This window comes from Corallococcus carmarthensis (genome assembly GCF_003611695.1).
GTDB lineage: Bacteria > Myxococcota > Myxococcia > Myxococcales > Myxococcaceae > Corallococcus > Corallococcus carmarthensis.
On sequence record NZ_RAWE01000092.1, the window covers coordinates 1 to 18,860 of the forward strand.

At 70.5% G+C, this 18,860-nt stretch carries 13 protein-coding genes; 8 read left to right on the forward strand and 5 right to left on the reverse strand.

The genetic code is table 11. From position 1 onward, the window contains the following. Nucleotides 1-109: 109 nt before the first annotated feature. Nucleotides 110-946, reverse strand: coding sequence for an NAD(+) diphosphatase (gene nudC, locus D7X32_RS23355; protein WP_120604785.1), 837 nt, complete (start codon nucleotides 944-946; stop codon nucleotides 110-112). Between the two features lie 91 nt (nucleotides 947-1,037). Between nudC and D7X32_RS23360 the strand changes: the two genes are divergently transcribed. Beyond that, nucleotides 1,038-1,262 carry a hypothetical protein gene (locus tag D7X32_RS23360; RefSeq protein WP_120604786.1) on the forward strand — a complete coding sequence of 75 codons (225 nt, stop codon included), beginning with the start codon at nucleotides 1,038-1,040 and terminating at the stop codon, nucleotides 1,260-1,262. Between the two features lie 10 nt (nucleotides 1,263-1,272). On the opposite strand, the gene D7X32_RS23365 is transcribed toward D7X32_RS23360, so the two are convergent. Next, a complete protein-coding gene (locus D7X32_RS23365) occupies nucleotides 1,273-1,731 on the reverse strand; it encodes an FKBP-type peptidyl-prolyl cis-trans isomerase (protein WP_120604787.1) in 459 nt (152 codons plus the stop codon). 132 nt (nucleotides 1,732-1,863) lie between these two features. Here D7X32_RS23365 and D7X32_RS23370 point away from each other — a divergent pair, with 132 nt between their 5' ends. Continuing rightward, nucleotides 1,864-3,075 carry an MFS transporter gene (locus tag D7X32_RS23370; RefSeq protein WP_120604788.1) on the forward strand — a complete coding sequence of 404 codons (1,212 nt, stop codon included), beginning with the start codon at nucleotides 1,864-1,866 and terminating at the stop codon, nucleotides 3,073-3,075. Nucleotides 3,076-3,078: 3 nt separating this feature from the next. Here the strand turns inward: D7X32_RS23370 and D7X32_RS23375 are convergent, their stop codons facing one another. The 3 genes from D7X32_RS23375 to D7X32_RS23385 form a co-directional block, all read right to left on the reverse strand. Beyond that, nucleotides 3,079-3,516, reverse strand: coding sequence for a GNAT family N-acetyltransferase (locus D7X32_RS23375; RefSeq protein ID WP_120604789.1), 438 nt, complete (start codon nucleotides 3,514-3,516; stop codon nucleotides 3,079-3,081). Nucleotides 3,517-3,530: 14 nt separating this feature from the next. Continuing rightward, nucleotides 3,531-6,398, reverse strand: coding sequence for a TonB-dependent receptor domain-containing protein (locus tag D7X32_RS23380; protein ID WP_120604790.1), 2,868 nt, complete (start codon nucleotides 6,396-6,398; stop codon nucleotides 3,531-3,533). Nucleotides 6,399-6,482: 84 nt separating this feature from the next. Beyond that, complete coding sequence (locus D7X32_RS23385) at nucleotides 6,483-6,926, reverse strand: HIT family protein (RefSeq protein WP_120604791.1); 444 nt, start codon at nucleotides 6,924-6,926, stop codon at nucleotides 6,483-6,485. A gap of 141 nt (nucleotides 6,927-7,067) precedes the next feature. On the opposite strand from D7X32_RS23385, the gene D7X32_RS23390 reads away from it, so the two are divergent. The 6 genes from D7X32_RS23390 (at nucleotide 7,068) to D7X32_RS45530 (ending at nucleotide 18,636) form a co-directional block, all read left to right on the forward strand. Further along, nucleotides 7,068-8,714: a carboxypeptidase-like regulatory domain-containing protein gene (locus D7X32_RS23390; RefSeq protein WP_120604792.1), complete on the forward strand. Its 1,647-nt coding sequence runs from the start codon at nucleotides 7,068-7,070 to the stop codon at nucleotides 8,712-8,714. Nucleotides 8,715-8,911: 197 nt separating this feature from the next. Continuing rightward, a complete protein-coding gene (locus tag D7X32_RS23395) occupies nucleotides 8,912-10,753 on the forward strand; it encodes an Ig-like domain-containing protein (protein WP_158625743.1) in 1,842 nt (613 codons plus the stop codon). Nucleotides 10,754-10,924: 171 nt separating this feature from the next. Further along, on the forward strand, nucleotides 10,925-11,395 hold the full coding sequence (locus tag D7X32_RS23400) for a response regulator (protein ID WP_120604794.1): 471 nt from the start codon (nucleotides 10,925-10,927) through the stop codon (nucleotides 11,393-11,395). Nucleotides 11,396-11,514: 119 nt separating this feature from the next. After that, nucleotides 11,515-15,330 carry an nSTAND1 domain-containing NTPase gene (locus D7X32_RS23405; RefSeq protein WP_120604795.1) on the forward strand — a complete coding sequence of 1,272 codons (3,816 nt, stop codon included), beginning with the start codon at nucleotides 11,515-11,517 and terminating at the stop codon, nucleotides 15,328-15,330. Nucleotides 15,331-15,517: 187 nt separating this feature from the next. After that, complete coding sequence (locus tag D7X32_RS23410; protein WP_120604796.1) at nucleotides 15,518-16,486, forward strand: ADYC domain-containing protein; 969 nt, start codon at nucleotides 15,518-15,520, stop codon at nucleotides 16,484-16,486. A gap of 257 nt (nucleotides 16,487-16,743) precedes the next feature. Next, nucleotides 16,744-18,636 carry a hypothetical protein gene (locus tag D7X32_RS45530; RefSeq protein WP_158625744.1) on the forward strand — a complete coding sequence of 631 codons (1,893 nt, stop codon included), beginning with the start codon at nucleotides 16,744-16,746 and terminating at the stop codon, nucleotides 18,634-18,636. The last annotated feature ends 224 nt before the right edge of the window (nucleotides 18,637-18,860 follow it).

Consider the following 18,860-nt stretch of genomic DNA (forward strand, 5'->3'; position numbering starts at 1 on the left):
GGTGGGGGTCAAGCCCGGTGCGCCCATCCGGGGGGAAACGCCGCTGGGGGCGCGGGGAATTCCGGGGCCGGCGCCTGGCTCCCGGCCCGGAAAGCCCAGGCCGGGGAACTCAGGGCAGGGCGCGGCGGGTCTTCACCTGGTCGATGAAGGTGTCGATGAGGTGGCGCGCGATGCTCAGCCGGGGAGGGATGCGCGGCAGGTCGTCCACGCCGAACCAGCGCGCCTCGGCGATCTCCTTGCCGTCCACGGTGACGTCGCCGCCCGAGTACTCGGCCATGAAGCCCACCATCAGCGAGCGGCCGAAGGGCCACGGCTGGCTGCCGAAGTAGGTGACGTTCCTCAGGTCCACTCCCACCTCCTCCTTCACCTCGCGCAGGACGGTCTCCTCCAGCGACTCGCCGGGGTCCACGAAGCCGGCCACGGTGCTGAAGAACGGCTCCGGAAAGGACGCGTTGCGCGCGAGCAGCATCTCGTCGCCACGGGTGATGAGGACGATGACCGCCGGCGAGATGCGCGGGTAGAACGGCGTGTGGTCCACCGGGCAGCGGCGCGCGCGTTCCCCGGGGACGAGCTGCGTGGCCGTGCCGCACTTGCCGCAGAAGCGGTGGTTCAGGTCCCACTCCGCGATGGACAGCGCGCGGCCCGCCACGGCGAACGTCGCCTCGTCCACCTGCTTGTAGAGCGAGCGGGCGGGGACGAACTTCAGTCCCTCCGGAGGCGCGAAGTCGCCGGGCACGGGCGTGGCGTAGCAGTCCGTGTCGTCGAGCACGCCCAGGAAGTGGGCGCTGGCCGCGGCGTCCGGCAGGGCCGAGCACCGGGGCAGGTCGAGGCGGCCGTCGTGTTCGGACACGAGCAGGTCCATGCCGCGCGCGGCGAACAGGAGCGCGGCGTCGCGCGAGCGGGCAGGCGGGTCGTACCCGGGCTGGAAGCGTTTCAGGGGGCTCACGGGGCCACCTTAACGGACAGCGCGCCGGGGCGCCGCGCGCTATGCTCCGGCCGCCTTCGAACGGGCACTGCCCGCCTGGGAGCCTTCGACCGTGAACGCCCTCGTCCTCCGCCTCATCTGCGGTCTGCTCTTCGCTGGGATGGTGTTGGGCGTGGCGACCCATCCCCCGAAGGACCTCACGCAGGGGCTGGGCATGATGCTGCCCGCGACGATGCTGCTGGGCGTGGCGCTGAAGGGCCCGAAGGGCCGCTCCACGATTCCGAAGAAGCGCACGCCCCCGGCGCCGCCGGTGTCCGGGGGAACGCCCGGCGTCTGAAGCCGCGACGTCAGAAGACGTTCATCACTTCCACGTCGAAGACGAGCACGGCGTCGGCCGGGATGACCGGGGGAGAGCCGTTCGAGCCGTAGCCCAGGTCCGAAGGGAGGACGAGCTTGCGCTTGCCGCCCACGCGCATGCCGACGAGTCCCTCGTCCCAGCCCTTGATGACCTGGCCCGCGCCCACCGCGAAGGTGAAGGGCTGGCCGCCGCGGCTGCTGTCGAACTGGGAGCCACTCGGCAACCAGCCGGTGTAGTGCACCTGTGCGCGGCTTCCCTTGATGACCTCCGTGCCGGTGCCCACGGCCAGGTCCTGCGTGTAGAGCCCGGACTCGCTCTTGTTCATCGCGGACAGGTTTACGCCCAGGGAGTCGGCGTAGGTCACCTTCGCGGGGTCACCGGAGGAGGAGGAGTCGCCATCACAGCCGGCCAGGGCCAGCACCGCGCACAGCAGAAGGGAACGAAGCATGGCCCGCAGCCTGCCGCGCGCGGGCTCCGTGGGGAAGGGGGGCACGCACGGCCTGCCCGCCCGGACGGCGGAGGACGCGCAGGTCCTGCTTGAAGCGCACCCGGGTGGGGCTTATCCGTTGCGCCGCCCGCCATGCAGACGCCTTCAGACCCCGCACCTGCTGTTTCGCTTCGTCCCTCGCTCGTCTGGCTGATGGCGGTGGCCGGCGCCGTCACCGTCGCGAACCTCTATTACAACCAGCCCCTGCTGGGAGACATCGGCCGGACGCTGGGGGCGGACGGCAGCGCACTGGGGCTGGTGCCCACGCTGACGCAGGTGGGCTACGCGGTGGGCATGCTGTTCCTGGTGCCGCTGGGTGACAGCCTGGAGCGCCGCAAGGTCATCCTCCTGCTGTGTGGCTGCGTGGGCGTGGCGCTGGTGGCGGCGGGGCTCGCGCCCAGCCTGCACGTGCTGGTGGCGGCGAGCTTCGCCATCGGCGTCACCACGGTGGTACCGCAGATGCTCATCCCCTTCGCGGCGCAGCTCGCGGCGCCCTCGGAGCGCGGGCGCGTGGTGGGCACGGTGATGAGCGGGCTGCTCATCGGCATCCTGCTGTCGCGCACGGCGGCGGGCTTCGTGGGCACGCACCTGGGCTGGCGCACCATGTTCTTCGTGGCCGCGGGCCTGATGGGGGTGATGGGCGTGGTGCTGCGCTTCATGCTGCCCGCGCAGCCGCCGCTGGCCTCCATGCCGTATCCGCAACTGATGCGGTCGCTCATCCACCTGGCCCGCACGGAGCCGGTGCTGCGGCTGCATGCGCTGCTGGGTGGGCTGACCTTCGGCGCGTTCAGCGCCTTCTGGGCCACGCTGGCGCTCTACCTGCGCTCCCTGCCGGGGCACTACGACGCGCAGGTGGCGGGCCTCTTCGGGGTGGTGGGCGTGGCGGGCGCGGCCATCGCGCCGCTCGTGGGGCGCTACGCGGACCAGCGCGGGGACCGGCGCATCAACGCGCTGGCCATCGCCGTGCTGCTGGCGTCCTTCGTCGTGCTGTGGCTCGTGGGGCACTCGCTGTGGGGCATCGCGCTGGGCGTGGTGCTGCTGGACCTGGGCACGCAGGCGAATCAGATCGCCAACCAGGCGCGCGTGTACTCGCTGCGGCCCGACGCCCGGAGCCGGCTCAACACGCTCTACATGGTGACCTACTTCGTGGGAGGCGCCGCGGGTGCGTGGGCGGGCATGGCGGCGTGGACGCGCGCGGGCTGGCCGGGCGTATGCGCGGTGGGCGCGGGCATGTCGCTCACGGCGCTGGTGGTGGTGCTCTGGAGCGGACGCCGCCTGCCGGCGACCCAGGTCTCCGCGACCTGAGTCTCAGATATCGCGCTGCATGTTGCGGTGGGGGATGCCCACCTCTTCGTAGGGCTCGCCGTACAGCGTGTAGCCCAGGCGCTCGTAGAAGGGGACGACGGGGGTCCGCGCATGCAGGTGCACGTGGCGGAAGCCGCGCGTGCGCAGCTCCTCTTCCAGCGCGCGCACCAGCTTCGCGCCCAGGCCCTTCTTCTGCAGCGAGGGGGACACCGCCATCTGGAAGAGCCGGCCGCCGTGCGCGTCCTCCGGGTGGAAGAGCACGCAGCCCAGCACGTCGCCGTTCGCGTGAGCCACCAGGTGGAGGCTGTCGTCCTCGAAAGGGAACTTCACGTCCTCGCGGGCATGGCCCAGGGGCTCGCGCAGCACGCGGAAGCGCAGCTCCAGCTCGCCCGCGTAGAGCGGGTGGCGAGGGGCGATGAAGTCGAAGCGGAGGTCGTTCATGGCGCGGGAGTCTGTCAGAAGCTGCCGGTGAGCTGGAGGTTGAAGGTGCGTCCGTACTGGGGCACGGGGCCCGCGGACACGTCGTCGCTCACGACGAAGGCGTAGCGCGTGTCGAGCAGGTTGTTCACACCGGCGAAGTAGCGCAGCCGGCCGTAGTCGCCGGACACGCCGAAGCCCACGAGCAGCGCCTCACCGCCGTCCGCGCCGGAGACGCCGCTCACCCGGGAGCTCTGGTAGGTGGCCTGCGTGGCGATGCGCATGTCACCGTTGCCCACGGGCAGGAGGAAGCGCCCGGAGGCCAGGTGCGTGGGCGCGGCCTCCACCACGTCCTGCGAGGCATTGCGCAGCGTCACGTACGAATAGCTCAGGTCCACCAGCAGCCAGCGGCCCGGCTGCCAGTGCAGCCCCGCCTCCGCGCCCCACGCCAGCGTCTCGCCGGAGTTGTTCGCGTACACGAGGCACTGGGTGGGTGCGCTCGCGGTGCCGCAGGCAGGCGTGGCCGCGGACTCGGTGGTGAGCGTGACGAGCTGGGAGATGCGGTTGTGGTAGCCGGCGACCGTCACGCGCAGCTCGTGCGTCAGGTCGTGCGAGTGCTCCACCTCGAAGGTGGTGATGGTCTCCGGCTCCAGCTGCTCCGCGGGGCGCTGGGTGAGGAAGTTGTCCTGGTAGAACAGCTCGTAGACGTTGGGAGCGCGGAACGCGCGGCCGATGACGAGCTTGGTGAGGCCCTGTTCATAGGGCCGGCCGATGACCGCGAGCCGCGGCGTGAGCGGCAGCGAGTCCAGGTCGGAGTACTTGTCCACGCGGAAGCCCAGCGACAGGCTCAGGCGTGGGTGCAGGCGCCACTCGTCCAGCGCGTACACGGACACGAGCGAGCGTGTGCGCTGCCTCAGCGGCGCTTCCACCGCGGGGCCCACGCTCTTCTGGTCCACGCGCAGCTGGTACTGGCCCTCCATGCCCACGGTGAGGCGGTTGTCGTCGGACAGTCCGGCCAGCAGACGCGCCTCGGCGGTGAGCCAGTCCGCCGCGCCGGAGTCGGTGTTCGTCGCCGTGCTGTCGCCGCCGTCGTAGTTCCAGTGGCCCTGGTAGCGGCTCAGGTCCAGGGCGCCGCGCAGGGACAGGACGAAGCGCTCGGACAGGGGGCGCTCGTACTTCGCCTCGGCGAAACCGCGCACGTCCTGCACGCGGGTGCCCTGCGCGCCCACCACCGTGCCGTAGGGCGCGGTGGGCACGTCCTTGCTGCGTCCGTGCAACTGGGCCACCAGCGACAGGTTGCCCATGCGCGCGCGCAGCGAACCGGTGCCGGCCTTCTCGCCGTCCAGGCCGGTGACGATGGGGCCCGGGTCGCCCAGCCGGGTGGTGTCCGCGCCATGGGACTTCATGCCCGCGAGGCTGAAGAGGATGGAGCGCTGCGAGTCCTCCCACGACGTGGTGGCGTGCACGAGCGTGGAGCCCAGCGCGCCCACGGCGCCGGTGATTTCCAGCCGCCGGTCCAGGCCCAGCGACTCGCGCGGCACCACGTTGATGACGCCGAAGAACGCGCCCGTGCCGTACAGCGCGCTGCCGGGACCGCGCACCACCTCGATGCGCTCCACCTCTTCCAGGTCCACGCTGAGGTCGTGCGCCGCGTAGCCCTGGCCGGCCCACACGTCGTTCATCGCGTGGCCGTCCCAGAGGATGAGGATGCGCGTGTTGAGGTCACCCGGCGGAGAGAAGCCGCGCACGCCCAGGTACGTGTACGTCCGGTCATCGGTGAGGAAGAAGCCGCGCACGCCCGCCAGCGCCTCCGCCAGGGTGCGCCAGCCGAACGCGCGCAGCTCCTCCGGCGTGAGCACGGTGGTGGAGGCGGGGGCCTCGTCCACGGCCAGCAGGCGCTTGGACGCGGCGCGCACCGGAGGCGGCTCGTAGCGAAGGGTGGCGTGGACCTTCACCTCCTGGTCGGGGACGACGGTGACCTTCTGGCGCACGGGGCGCACGTCGCGGCTCTCCACCTCCAGCACGTGCTCGCCCTGCGGGAGGGTGACGACGGTGGGGGTGAAGCCCGCGGGCCGGCCGTCCACGCGCACGGTGGCGCCGTCGTGGTTGGCGGTGACGACGACGCGGCCGCTGGGCGCCGTCTGCGCGTTCAGCGTGACGGCGAGCGGCAGGGTGCCTTCGGAGGGCACGTCGATGACGTACTGGCCGGGCGCGTGGCCGGGGGCGCGCACGTGCAGCACGCGCTGGCCCGGGGACAGGCGCAGCTTCGCGGGGACGCGGCCCAGGAGGGGGCCGGTGGGGCTGTCACGCACCTCCGCGCCCTCGGGGGTGCCGGTGATGTCCACCATGCCGGTGATGAGGCTGAGGTCCAGGTCCACCGGCACTTCCCGGCCCCGGGTGACGGTGACGGTGGCCTCGGTGGGGCGGTAGCCGGACTTCTGGACCAGGACCTTGTGACGGCCCGGCGACAGCGCGAGCGTCTGCGGCGAGCGGCCCCGGCTGCCCAGGTCCGTGCGGTCGACGAAGACGTCCGCGCCCCGGGGGTTGGTGGTGACGCGCACCAGGGCGACCTTGGGGCGCAGCCGCTCCAGGGAGCGGGTGACCTCGGAGGCATCCTCGGCCGGCAGGTCCTCGCCGAGCAGGTCGTTGTAGTAGCGGTACGCCTCGTTGAACTTGCCCAGGGCCTCGAAGCAGCGCGCGATGTTGAAGAGGACGTTGCGGTTGGGGACCAGCCGGTAGCTGGTGAAGTACGAGCGCAGCGCCTCGGTGTAGTTGCCGTGGGAGTACGCGTCGTTGCCCAGCTCGAAGGCGATGTCCGCCTCGTCCGCCGTGTTGTCCGCGAGCGCGGGACCGGCGGTGAGGAGCCAGAGGGACAGCAGCCAGGGGCCGAGGGGGAACGCACGCATGAGGACGCCTGCATTCTTCCCCCGATACGGTGTCAGGTCCATGACACTGGGCCTCCCAGGCGCCCGGAGCACGCCCGGCATGGGTCAGCGGGCGAGCGCCGCCGCCAGCCGCCGGGCCACGGCTTCCAGCGTTTCCGGCGAAAGGTGCTCCGCCGGCGCCGCGTCGAAGGCGCCCCGACCCCGGAGGTGGGACGGGGTGTCCGCGAAGCGGGGGACGAGGTGCAGGTGGAAGTGGCGGAGCACGTCGCCAATGGCGAAGGCGTAGACGTGCTCCGCGCCCAGCACCGCTCTCTGGGCGCGCATCACCCGGGCGGCGAACGGGCCCAGCTCCCGCGAGGCCCCTTCGTCCAGGTCATACCAACCGCGCACATGCTGATCGCTGGTGAGCACCACCCATCCCGGGACGGGGCTGGGGGACGCCACCGCGTGGAGGACGAACCCGGGCGCCCGGGCGAGCACGCCACCTGGTGGGTGTGCCTCTCCGTGAACAATGGCGCAGCCCAGGCAGGGGTCGTTGACGTCTGACATGGCGAGTCATCCTATCCCAAGGTGCAGGGGTAGAAATTACCCCACCTTGACGGCGCAGGCCCGGGTCGGGGAGTGTCCGATTTCCGCCCTTTGGGAGCAGCTGGGGCGTGAAAATTCCGTCATAAATTCAAGGTGGGGACGATGAAGAAGCAAGTGCTGATGGCCGTGTTGCCGCTGATGGTTTGGGGGTGCGGTGACCCGACTGACGCGGATAACGATGGTGTCGCGGACGGCATCCGTGATCCGAACAATGTGTCGGTGGTGGTGCCTTCCACGCCGAAGGGCACGGTGTCGGGCCAGGTGCTGAGCACGACGCTGCAGCCGATCGCGGACGTCACGGTCGCGATGACGATTGGCAGCCAGCCGACGGGCAAGTCGGCGACGACGGACGCCAGCGGCAACTTCGTGATGACGGACGTGCCGGCGGGCGCGCAGGTGTTGCTGACGTTCAGCAAGACCGGCTTCTCGACGCTGCGCGCGACCTCCACGGTGCCGTCGTCCGCGGGCACGGTGCCCATCAACAACGGCAACGCGAGCTTCGGTCCGGTGACGCTGACGCAGCTGAACAGCACGCTGACCGTCAACGTGGTGACGCCGGCGGGCCGTCCGGCGGTGGGCGCGAAGGGCGTGCTGGAGGTGGACAAGGCGGGCTCGGTCATCCTGAGCAACTACGACCAGGCCGCCTCCGTGGTGAGCAAGGTCTACGTGGAGGCCACTGCGGACTCCAACGGCGTCCTGACCTTCAGCGGCGTGCCCGCGGGCGTGGAGCTGGCGCGGCTGAACGGCACCTACAACCTCTGGATCGCGCCGATGGATTCCAACGGCGACGGGGTCGTGGACACGGGCGGCTACACGAAGAGCTACTCGGGTGCCTCCATCGTGAGCACCAGCGTGACGACGCTCGCGCAGCTGGCCTACTCGAAGCCGTCGAACGTGGCGCTCACCATCGAGGGCGGCAACGTGTCCAGCCTGAAGGGTACCACGGAGCTGGATCCGCTCCGGAACATGGTGCGTCCGGGCGAGCCCATCTACGTGTACTTCAACCAGCCGGTGCAGCCGGGCTCCATCTTCGTGCGCCTGACGGACGAGTACGCGAAGGAGTCGCTGCCGGTGACGGCCTCGGTGAACGTCGGTGGCTACTCGGCGACCATCACCCCGGCCAACGGCATCGTGCAGGAGGGCAAGGAGTACAACATCTTCGTGCGCGCGGTGTCCGCCGAGGGTGGCAGCAACTACAGCCGCACGGGCTTCTTCTTCGGCGGCGACCAGGCCGCTCCGAAGGCGATCACCATCGCGGAGCTCCGGTACCAGGAGCAGGACCGGCCGCCGGCGGTTGCCGCGTTCCAGCTCAATACTGGTGAGACCGTGTACGTGTCCTTCAGCGCGCCCATCGCGAAGCAGGTCGGCCAGTCCGTCCAGGTCCTCCTCGGTGCCGACATCGACGGCGTCGGCGGCACGGGTGGCAACTCCTTCGGTGAGATTGGCAACAACAGTGGCCAGGGCTTCACCCTGGACATGGCCGAGCCGACGAAGCCCATCCAGACGCGCACGCCGGCCGAGCTGCCGGTGTTTGGCATCCAGCCGTCCGGGTACAGCACCCGCTATTCCTTCATCTACAGCGGCAACGCCCTCGTCGGCACGGACCGGATGCGTGTCCAGGTGGTGTTCAGCAACCTGGCGCCCGTCCTGGGCACCAACGACGTCTACGAGTCCATCTGGGGCCAGCCGATCAACGCGGACCTGGAACTGGCGGGCATCATCCAGCAGCCCCCGCCGGCCCTGCCTTAGTCCTTGAGCCCGGCTGCATCATCCTGACGTAGGTGGTTGAATCCATCTGGATGCCCCCGTGAAGCCCAGGCTTCGCGGGGGCATCTTCGTTTCAACCTGTCCCCAAGGTGGGATCCTCCCGTCTTCAATGGAGACGTGTCCCCGCGTCGCTGACGCGCAACATCCCGGGGATGCATGCGGATCATGTCTGCTTCCGGATGGACTCCTTCTTGCTCAGCCGCGTCACCATGAAAAATCTCAGCCTCATCTGGATGGCGATGCTGCTCATGCCCGCGGCATGCATCGAGATTCCTGACCTCGCCGTCCCTCCCGAGACGCCCCCAGGAAGTGACGCGGGAGCGGATCCGCAGAAGGATCCGATTGGCATCCAATGGATGTCGCCCGTGGAGGGGGTGAGGGTCGGAAGTACCGCGAGGCTCCAGGTTCAACTGACGGGGGCCGCTCCAGACCGTGTGGAACTCCTGGTGGATGGCGCTCCTGTCACGACGCTGGACGCGCCGTATTCGTTGACGTGGGAGACTTGGCGAGTTTCAGAAGGTGCCCATGTGCTCGTCGTCCGCGCGCTCCGAAACGAGCATGTCTTCCTGAGCGCCGAGCGCACAGTCGTGGTTGATCGCACGCGCCCTCGGATGATCGCCCAGGTTCCGGTCATCAGCGCCTCCAATGTTGCTGTGCGGACGCCCATCCAGGCGACCTTCTCCGAGCCGCTCGATGGCGCCAGCGTGAACGGGCAGTCGATTCAACTGGTGGCGGAGGACGGGCGCCTGGATGCGAGCATTCTCCTTTCAGGGGATGGCCGGACCCTGACCTTGAATCCAGCGTCTCCCCTGCCGGTCAACCAGCGAATCCAGGTGGTGATGGCAGACACGGTTGTCGATTTCGCCGGTAACCGGCTTGAGTCCACGGGGCCAGCGTGGGGGTGGTCCGTGCCCGCCTATCTCCAGTGGGGAGCGCCGCAGATTTTTGGAAAGATTGAGGAGAGCACCGCCGTTGAGACGTCACTTCGAGTGGGAAGTGACGCCCGGCCTGTCGTGGCGTGGACGCAAAACGGGACGGTCCGCGCGAAACGCTGGGCGGGCGAGGACTGGGAGTACCTGGGGGCTCCTCTGTCTGGAGCCACGGGCAGCGACGTTTGGGGAAATGCGTTGCAGCTCGACCCTGTAGGCCGCCCGATGCTCGCGTGGTTGGAATATGCCACCGGCTCCCAGAGCCAGATCCATGTCCGGCGATGGAATGGCACAGCCTGGGAGCCCATGGGCACCTTCATGACAACCAGCCTCACGCAGGGCTACATCCCGTGGATGGGTTTCAGCTCCGGTGTCCGAGGTCTTCCTGTTGTGGCATGGCGCGAGCGCAACTCCACGCAGGAACAAGTCGTGTTCCGTCAGTGGAATGGAAGCAGTTGGGTTTCAATGGCTGCGCCAGTGCCGATGAAGAGTGCGGCGACTGTCAATTACATGGGGTTCGACCTGGATGTGTCTGGAAGACCGGTCCTCACTTTTAGCGAGACCGAATCGGGCAAGGCCGCGGTCGGGCGTGTGATGCAGTGGAATGGGACTGCCTGGACGGAGTTCTCCGCAGGTCTTGGTTTGCTGCCAATGACCCGTGTTGTTGATGACGCTGGACGAGTGTTCGTGGGGGGGAGCGGCTGGGGAAATGGGGTGCGCGCAGGGCTCATCAAGCAATGGGATGGATCCACCTGGGTGACGGTCGGCGAGCCGTTGGCGGACATCGCCGGCGGGACGGATCGGGGGGTGGACGCCATGGCGCTGGACTCCCACGGGTCGCTGGTCGTGCTCGCGAGTGAAGCGCCCTCCGCGACCGAGACGGCCAGTCGGATTGGCCAGACACGACGCTGGACCGGAACCCAATGGGAGTCCCTGGGCGGCATCTTGAAACCAAACCCAGGCAGCTTGTTGTGGGGGATCCCCGACTTCGCCCTCGCGGCGGACGACGAGCCCATCGTGTCGTGGACGGAGAAGGTCCAGTCGGCCGACACGTTCATTTGGGCGATCGACGTCCACCACCTCAACCACTAGGCCCCCCAGTCCTTCCACCCACCTACACTGTCGTCCGCTGTCCCCCTGTCGCTCAGCGGACAACGGACCTACCCTGGGATACGTCCAGGGAAATCTTGCGAGAACGGGCGCTTTTCGGTGGACGTGTTTAGATTCGTCCCGCCCCTCCCCTGCATGCGAGGCCTCTGCTCCATGAAGAACGCGGTCATGACAACACCCGAGGGTGAGCCAACAGCGAGCGGTGGGCCCGCTCCCGTGAACTCCGCCAAGCAGCGCGTCCTCGTCGTCGACGACTTCGACGACGCCCGCGAGATGTACGCCGAATACCTGGAGTTCTGCGGGTTTGAGGTGGACACCGCCCGGAACGGCCTGGAGGCCGTGGAGAAGGCCCAGGAGGGGGAGCCGGACATCATCCTCATGGACCTGTCCCTCCCCGTCATGGATGGCTGGGAGGCGACGCGGCGCATCAAGCAGGACACCCGCACCCGTGACATCCCCGTGATGGCCCTCACCGGCCACGTGCTCGCCGGCAACGCCGAGCACGCCCTCTCCGTGGGCGCGGACGAGTTCGTCGCCAAGCCCTGTCTGCCCCAGGACCTGGAGAACAAGATCCGCAACATGCTCAAACCCAGCAAGGCGAAGCCCCGCTCGGGTCAGGAGTAACCCCAGGTTCCACCCGGGAGTGTCCATGGATGGACACTCGGGTGCGGCACCCTTCGCCGGGCCGGGCTCCCGCGGGCCCCCCGGTTGACCCACGGACGCGGGAAACGTAGGCAACCCTGGTGGGCTCTCCCGCCTCGTCCCCTCCACCCGATGCGTGGACTCCTCCCGAGGAGTTCGATGAGTACCGCATCGTGCGGCCGCTCGGACGGGGGCGCACGGGCCGGGTGTACCTGGCACACGACACGCTCCTGGAGCGCCCCGTCGCGGTGAAGTTCATCCCGTCGCTGGGCTCCAACGCGCTGGCGCGCTTCCTCGTGGAGGCCCGCGCCGCCGCCCGCATCCAGCACCCCAACGTCGTCACCCTGTACCGGGTGGGCCAGCTGGAGGATCAGCCGTACCTCATCTCGGAGTTCATCCGGGGCGTCAGCCTGGACCGGCTGGCCCGGCCGGTGCCCTGGGAGCGCGCGCTGGGCATCGGGCGGGACCTGGCCCGGGGTCTGGGCGCTGCCCACCGCCGGGGCGTGCTCCACCGCGACATCAAGCCCGGCAATGCCGTCCTCACGGAGAGCGGCGAGGTGAAGCTGCTCGACTTCGGCCTGGCCAAGCTGCTCGACCGCGCCGAGGCCAGCGAGCCCACCCCGCCGCGCGCGCCCCTGCCGCCGCCGGAGCTGCCCGCGGACTGGGATCCGGAATCCAGCCCCGCCCTGGGGGCCCGCTCGCTGGACGGCGTCTTCCTGCCGTCCCTGCCTCGCGGCGCGCTGGTGGGCACGCCCTACTACATGTCCCCGGAGGCCTGGGCCGGCGAGGAGCTCAGCGCGCGCAGCGACGTGTACTCGCTGGGCGTCGTGCTCTACGAGCTGTGCGCGGGCCGGGGGCCCTTCCGCGACGTGCCCTGGCGCGAGCTGTCCGAAGCCGTCCGCACGCGCGACGTCCGTCCCCTCTTGGAGGTGGCCCCGTCGGTGGACCCGGGGTTCGCCGCCGCCATCGACAAGTGCCTCAAGCGCGATCCGGCCCAGCGCCATGCGTCCGCCGCGCAGCTGCTCGACGCGCTGGAGGCGCTGACGCGCGAGGAGACGCCGGTTTCCGTTCCGGAGGGCAATCCCTACCGCGGCCTCCAGGCCTTCGAGGCCGAGCACCGCGCCCTCTTCTTCGGCCGCCGCCGCGAGCAGCGCTCCGTGCTGGAGCGGCTCAAGGCGGAGGCCTTCCTGCTGATGACGGGCGACTCCGGCGTGGGCAAGTCGTCCCTGTGCCTCGCGGGCATCCTCCCCGCCGTGGCGGATGGCGCGCTGGAGGACGGCCGGCGCTGGCGCACCGCGCGGCTCGTGCCCGGCCGCAGGCCCGTGTCCGCGCTGGCCGTGGCGCTCGCGCCGGTGCTGGAGGTGGACGAGGAGCCGCTCGCGGAGACGCTGCGCCAGGACCCCACGTCGCTCGCCCGCAGGCTGCGCGCGAAGCTGGGCACGCAGGGCGGACTGCTCCTCTACATGGACCAGCTGGAGGAACTGGTGACGCTGTCTCCGCCGGAGGAGGCCGCGCTCGCGGGCGCCGCGCTGGGGTCGCTCACGGAAGCCGCCGGAGGGCTGCGGCTGCTCGCCACCGGCCGCAGCGACTTCCTCACCCGCCTCACCGCCGTGCCCGGCCTGGGCCCGGAGGTGCCGCACGCGCTGTACCTCCTGCGCGCGCTCACCCCGGAGGAGACGCGCGAGGCCATCGTCGGCCCCGCCCGCGTGAAGGGCGTGCGCTTCGAGTCCGAGGCCGTGGTGGATGCGCTCGTCGCCTCCACGGCGGCCTCCGATGGCGGCCTGCCGCTGCTCCAGTTCGCCTTGGCGGAGCTGTGGGACGCGCGCGACGAATCCCGGGGCGTCATGACCCAGGCGGCGCTGGAGTCGCTGGGCGGCGTGTCCGGCGCGCTCGCCCGGCATGCCGACGCCGCGGTGGCGCGCCTGTTGCCGGATCAACGCTCGGCGGCGCGCGGGGTGATGCTGCGCCTGGTGACGGCCGACGGCACCCGCGCGCGCAAGACGGACCGCGAGCTCGTGGGCGACGACCCGCGCTACCGCGCCGCGCTGGAGGCCCTGGTGCGCGCGCGCCTGCTCGTGGCGCGCGAAGGGGAGGGTGGCACCGCGTACGAACTGGCCCACGAAGCGCTCCTCACCGGCTGGGCCACGCTGGCCCGCTGGCTGGTGGAGGCGGGCGAGCGCCGCGAGGTGCAGGCCCGCCTGGAGGCCGCCGCCGCGCAGTGGGAGCGCCTGGGCCACGCGCGCGAGTCGCTCTGGGGCCCGCGCCAGCTGGCGGAGACGGCGCTGCTGGAGCCGTCCGAGCTCACCCAACGCGAGCAGTCCTTCCTCAGCACCTCGCGCCGCACCGGTGTGCGCAGCCGGCGCCTGAAGGTGGGGCTGGCGCTGGGCTTCCTCGCGTCGCTGGGGATCGTCTACCTGGGCCTCCAGTGGCGCGAGCGAAACATCCTCGATGCGCGCGTGCGCGGCGAGCTGGCTTCGGCCGACTCGGAGATGGACGCCGTGCGACGCGAACGCGACGCGCTCCAGGCCGAGCGCGCGGAGGCCTTCCAGCTCTACGACACGGGCCACAAGGCGGATGGCGACCGCGGCTGGGCGAAGGTGGCCGGCCACGCCGGGCAGCTGTCCCACCACTTCGACGCCGTGGCGGACCGGCTGGAGCGCGCCCTGGCGCTGGCCCCCGCCCGCACGGACGTGCGCGACGCGTTGGCGGACTTCCTCTACGAGCGCGCCCTGTGGGCGGAAAGCGAGCGCGAGCCCGTGCTGCCCGCGCTGCTCCAGCGCATGCGCCTCTACGACGTCGACGGCGCGCGCTGGAGCCGCTGGAACACGCCCGCGCACCTGTCCCTCCAGGTGGATGCGCCCGGCGCTTCCGCGGAGCTGCGTCCCGTGTCGCTCGAGGCCAGCGGGCCGGAGGTCGTGGGCGAGCCGCTGCCTTCTCCGGGCGCGCTGCCCTGGACCGACGTCACCGTGCCTCCGGGGGCCTACCAGCTCACCGTGCGCGCGCCGGGCCACGAGGAATCCGTGCAGCCGCTGCTCCTGACGCGTGGGGAGTCGCGTCGCGTCGTGCTGCCGCTCGTCCGCGCGGGTTCGCTCCCGCCGGGGTTCGCCTACGTGCCCCCGGGCGACGTGCGCTTCGGCAGCGCCGCCGAGTCCAGCGTGCGCGACTTCTTCAACGCCACCCCGCTGCACACGGTGCCCGTGCAGGGCTTCCTCATCGCCCGCCACGAGACGACGTACGCGGACTGGCTCCAGTACCTGGAGGCCCTGCCCCCCCAGGACCGCGCCGCGCGCCAGCCCCGCGTGGGCACGGGCGGCTACGCGGGAGGCCTGTCGCTGGAACCGGACGGCAATGGCTGGCGGCTGCGCTTCCAGCCCGGCGGCGAGCGCTACACGGCGCGGACGGGCGAGCCCGTGCGGTACGCCCGGCGCTCGCAGCGCACGGAGCAGGACTGGCGCCAGTTCCCCGTGAGCGGCATCAGCTTCGCGGACGCGGAGGCCTACGTGATGTGGCTGTCCACGTCCGGCCGGGTGCCGGGCGCGCGGCTGTGCTCGGAGCTGGAGTGGGAGCGCGCCGCGCGCGGCGTGGACGGCCGCGAGTACCCCCATGGCAACCGGCTGGGCCCGGACGAGGCCAACGTGGACGTCACCTACGGCAAGGACCCGGGCGGCTTCGGCCCGGATGCCGTGGGCAGCCACCCCGCGTCCCGCAGCCCCTTCGGCGCGGACGACATGGCGGGCAACGTGTGGGAGTGGACACGTTCGTGGCTGGAGCCGGGCCGCCCGGTGGCCCGGGGGGGAAGCTTCACCTTCAACGTGACGAGCGCGCGGTCCTCCAACCGCGAGCTGCCGGAGGCCTCGCTGCGCGACGTCACGGTGGGCCTGCGCGTGTGCGCGGACCCGCCCGTGTCCGGCGGCTGAGCACCACCGGACACTGGAACCCCCCGGGAACCGCGGGCCTCGCCCCGGGGTCGCTGCCAACTGGAAGCCACTGGACGCTGCAAGTGCCCGGACGGGCCTGACGCGGTTGCCGCTCCCACCCCCCGGACGGACCTTGTGCCGTGAAAGACGGTGCGGGTTGGGGTCGGGGTCGGGAAGGGGCATCCAGATGAGGACGTTGCAGCGAGTGGTCGCGGCGTGTTTCGCCGTCGTGGCGGTGGGCTGTGGCACGGAATCGTCGGAGCTCGACGCTCCCTCCCTGCGCACGCAAGTGGCGGAGGTCGTGTCTCCCAACGGGCGCAACCTCAATGGACGCAACCTCAATGGACGCAACCTGAACAACAGCGAGCTGGGCGGCATGCTGGTGTCCGTGGCGTACTCGGGCGCCCTGTCCGCCTCCGGCAAGCAGCTGACCAACGTGCGGCTGCAGGGCTCGGCCTTCGTCGGCCTGGACGGCGCCAACCCCGTGGTGGGCATGGGCTTCAACGGGGCGCGCTTCGTCGGCAAGCTGGGCGACGGAACCACCCTGCCCCTGCGAGTGGACGGCATCACCCAGGGCAGCGGCGGCGACAACGACCTCTGGTCCTACCAGGTCTCCTACCAGGGCACCGACGGCAGCTGGCGCTCCGTGTGCCAGGACTCCAACGGCGCGGCGGTCTCCGCCATCGCCGTGGCCGGCCGCTGGAACTACCTCCAGGGCGTGGCGGGCGGCGGCGAGAAGATTGAAGACACCACCGCCTTCACCTTCGCCTGCGAGGGCGCCGCCATCGCGAAGTGCATGCACTTTGGCTACAAGCCCTGGGCCACCGCCTCCAACGGCCAGAGCCTGGCGGGCCACCACCAGGCCTGCACCCGCATGGTGCGCGCCGACTTCTGCGGCAACGGCGATTCGCACACCACCGATGGCCAGTGGGTCAATCTCTACGACGGCGTGGGCGTCCAGGCGGACACCGAGTCCTGGAGCGTGGAGGCCGAGTGGAACGAGGCCGGCGCGCGCTGCTTCACCTCGGAGACCCGCGCCCACGTGCCCGTGACGTGCTCGGGCTTCAACCCCATCCCGGACTGCGGCAGCACCAGCCACTTCCAGTCCGGCACCCGCCTCATCAGCGAGTCGCCCTACGGCGTCAGCGGTTTGTAGCCTGACAGGCTACGGCAACCCCAGACTTGTAACGGAATAGGTTACAAAATCTGGAAGTCGATAAATGTCAGTGTTTCATGTTATGAGAACGCTCCATTCGCCTCCGTGTCGCAAGGACCGGAGCGCGATGGGGCGTTTTCCGCATTCACGGAGGGGGACGGGACCGGTGTGTCCAGGGTTCCGCTCACGGTGAGGGGGAGGGTGCCCCATCGCGAGGTTGTCGTCGCGGTACCCCCGTCGTGAGTGGAGCACACCCCATGAAGTCTGAGCTGTCTTCGCTGTGGAAGCATTCCCGGAAGCTGGGGCGGCGCCTGCCGTTCGCGCTCCTGGCCTCGTCGCTGGCGGTGGGCTGTGGCCAGCCCGCCCCTGAGACGTCCGAGACCCCCGCGCCTTCCGCGCCCCAGGCGGACTCCTCCGCCCAGGCCGTGGACCCGTCCGGCAACCTGGAGGCGGCGCTGAACACGGTGACGGACGAGGACGACGTGGTGCCTGATCGCCCCGTGGTGGAGTCCCTGTTCGCCATCCCGCAGGGCGCGGCCAGCAAGGCCACGGCCGCGGTGTTCGAGCTGAAGCTGGATGCGAAGCGCGCGCAGAACGAGCAGTTCCGGGGCCAGACGCTGACGATGCTGGACGGCGCCCAGCAGCTGCTCTTCCGCGACGACGGCCAGGGCGGCGACCCGGTGGCGGGCGACCTGCTCTTCCTCGCCAGCGGCACCTTCGACTTCGTGGCGCTCCAAGCGGAGCAGCAGCGCATCACACAGGCGCAGTCCCAGTCGCAGGAACCGCTGACGACCGCGGTGTTCGAGGGCCGCGAGCTGGTGCGCACCGTCCCGGTGACGGCGCTGTCCACCCAGTTCCCGGTGGGCCAGCGCGTGCCCATCCGCCCCATTGGCCTGGCGACGCTGGTGGACCCGGCGCGTTCGCTCATCATCCGGGCGCCGTCCGTGGTGGGGGACCCGACGCGCACGTGGAACCCGTGCACCAACGTGGGCAACCCGAACGGCAAGTGGACGTTCAACTACCTGATGACGGAGATGGCCAACCAGCCGTTCACCGGCGTGGCCCCGTCCACCTTCGTGCGTGAGTGGCTGCGGCAGTGGGAGGCCCCGAAGACCGTCAACACCTTCACCTCCCCGCCGCGCGGGAACATCGTGACGAAGCTCGTCAACCCGTGGCCGAAGGTGGGCGGCGCGCTGGACCTGACGAAGTCGCCCATGATGCTGCTGGCCGTCGTCAACCGGCTGGACCTGGCGGGCAACAACCCCGCCTACGGCTCCGGGCGCGCGGGTGAGGGGCGCTTCATCTTCGCCGCCACCGAGGGCACGGGCACCGCGTGCCACACGGTGCCCTTCCTGGTCATCCTGGAGTACGGGGTGGACAAGAACGACTGTGTGTCCATCAAGACGTACGCGCAGCAGTGGCAGGCCCTGTCGTCCCTGCCGCTGGGCAGCGCGTCGTACAACGCGGCGCTGGAGGCCCTCACCGAACAGTTCGCCAGGCGCGACCTGTCCCCGCGCAAGCCCAACCGCAGCTCCATCAACCAGGTGCGCACCAACGAGAACTGGCTGCTGAACCCTTGGGAGCTGCGCGAGTTCCGCCTCTGGAACAACACCATCAACCCCGCGTCGTTCGCCTCGCCGGGCCCGGTGCTGGGGCTGCTCAACAGCCACACCGTGGCGCAGACGCCGGACCGCGTGACGAAGAACACCCTGTTCCCGTCCTACGTGAACGCCAACGTGCCGCCCATCGTCGCCCTGCCGCCCACGTACACCGTTCCGCTGGCGTGGAGCACCGGTGCGTTCCGCGGGGGCCGCGCCATCGTGACGTCCACCTTCGCCAACCCGGCCAACCCTCCGTTCTGGAGCCAGCCGCCGGCGACCATCCCCAACCGCCAGGCCCGCCACGTCTTCTCGCTCAACACCTGCGACGGCTGCCACGGCGATGAGATTGGCACGCCCTTCACCCACGTGAACCAGGTGGGCGGCCTGTCGCCCTTCCTGAGCGGCCCGCTCACCGTGCCGGATCGCGCGGACGGCTCGCCCACCCGCACCTTCAACGAAGTGCTGGGGCGCCAGACGTTCCTCGACCAGGTGGCGAACCAGAGCTGCCTGACGCTGTCGTTCCTGAGCTCCAGCGCGGCGGTCCACTAGACCTGTCGCGTGCTGTCTTTCGCGGCCTCCGTCCCGGTTGCTCGGGACGGAGGCCGTTGTCTTTCGGGAGGTCGTGGGCCCGGCTCCCGGCCTGCCAGGGGGACGGGCCAGGCGTGTTCTCCAGGTTCACGGTCCGTGGTGGCACGACTTCCCCGGGCGGGGGGGCGGCACCACGTTTACCCGGCCCCGGGGACGCCCCCGGGTTGGAGCCCGGTGCGTCAGGC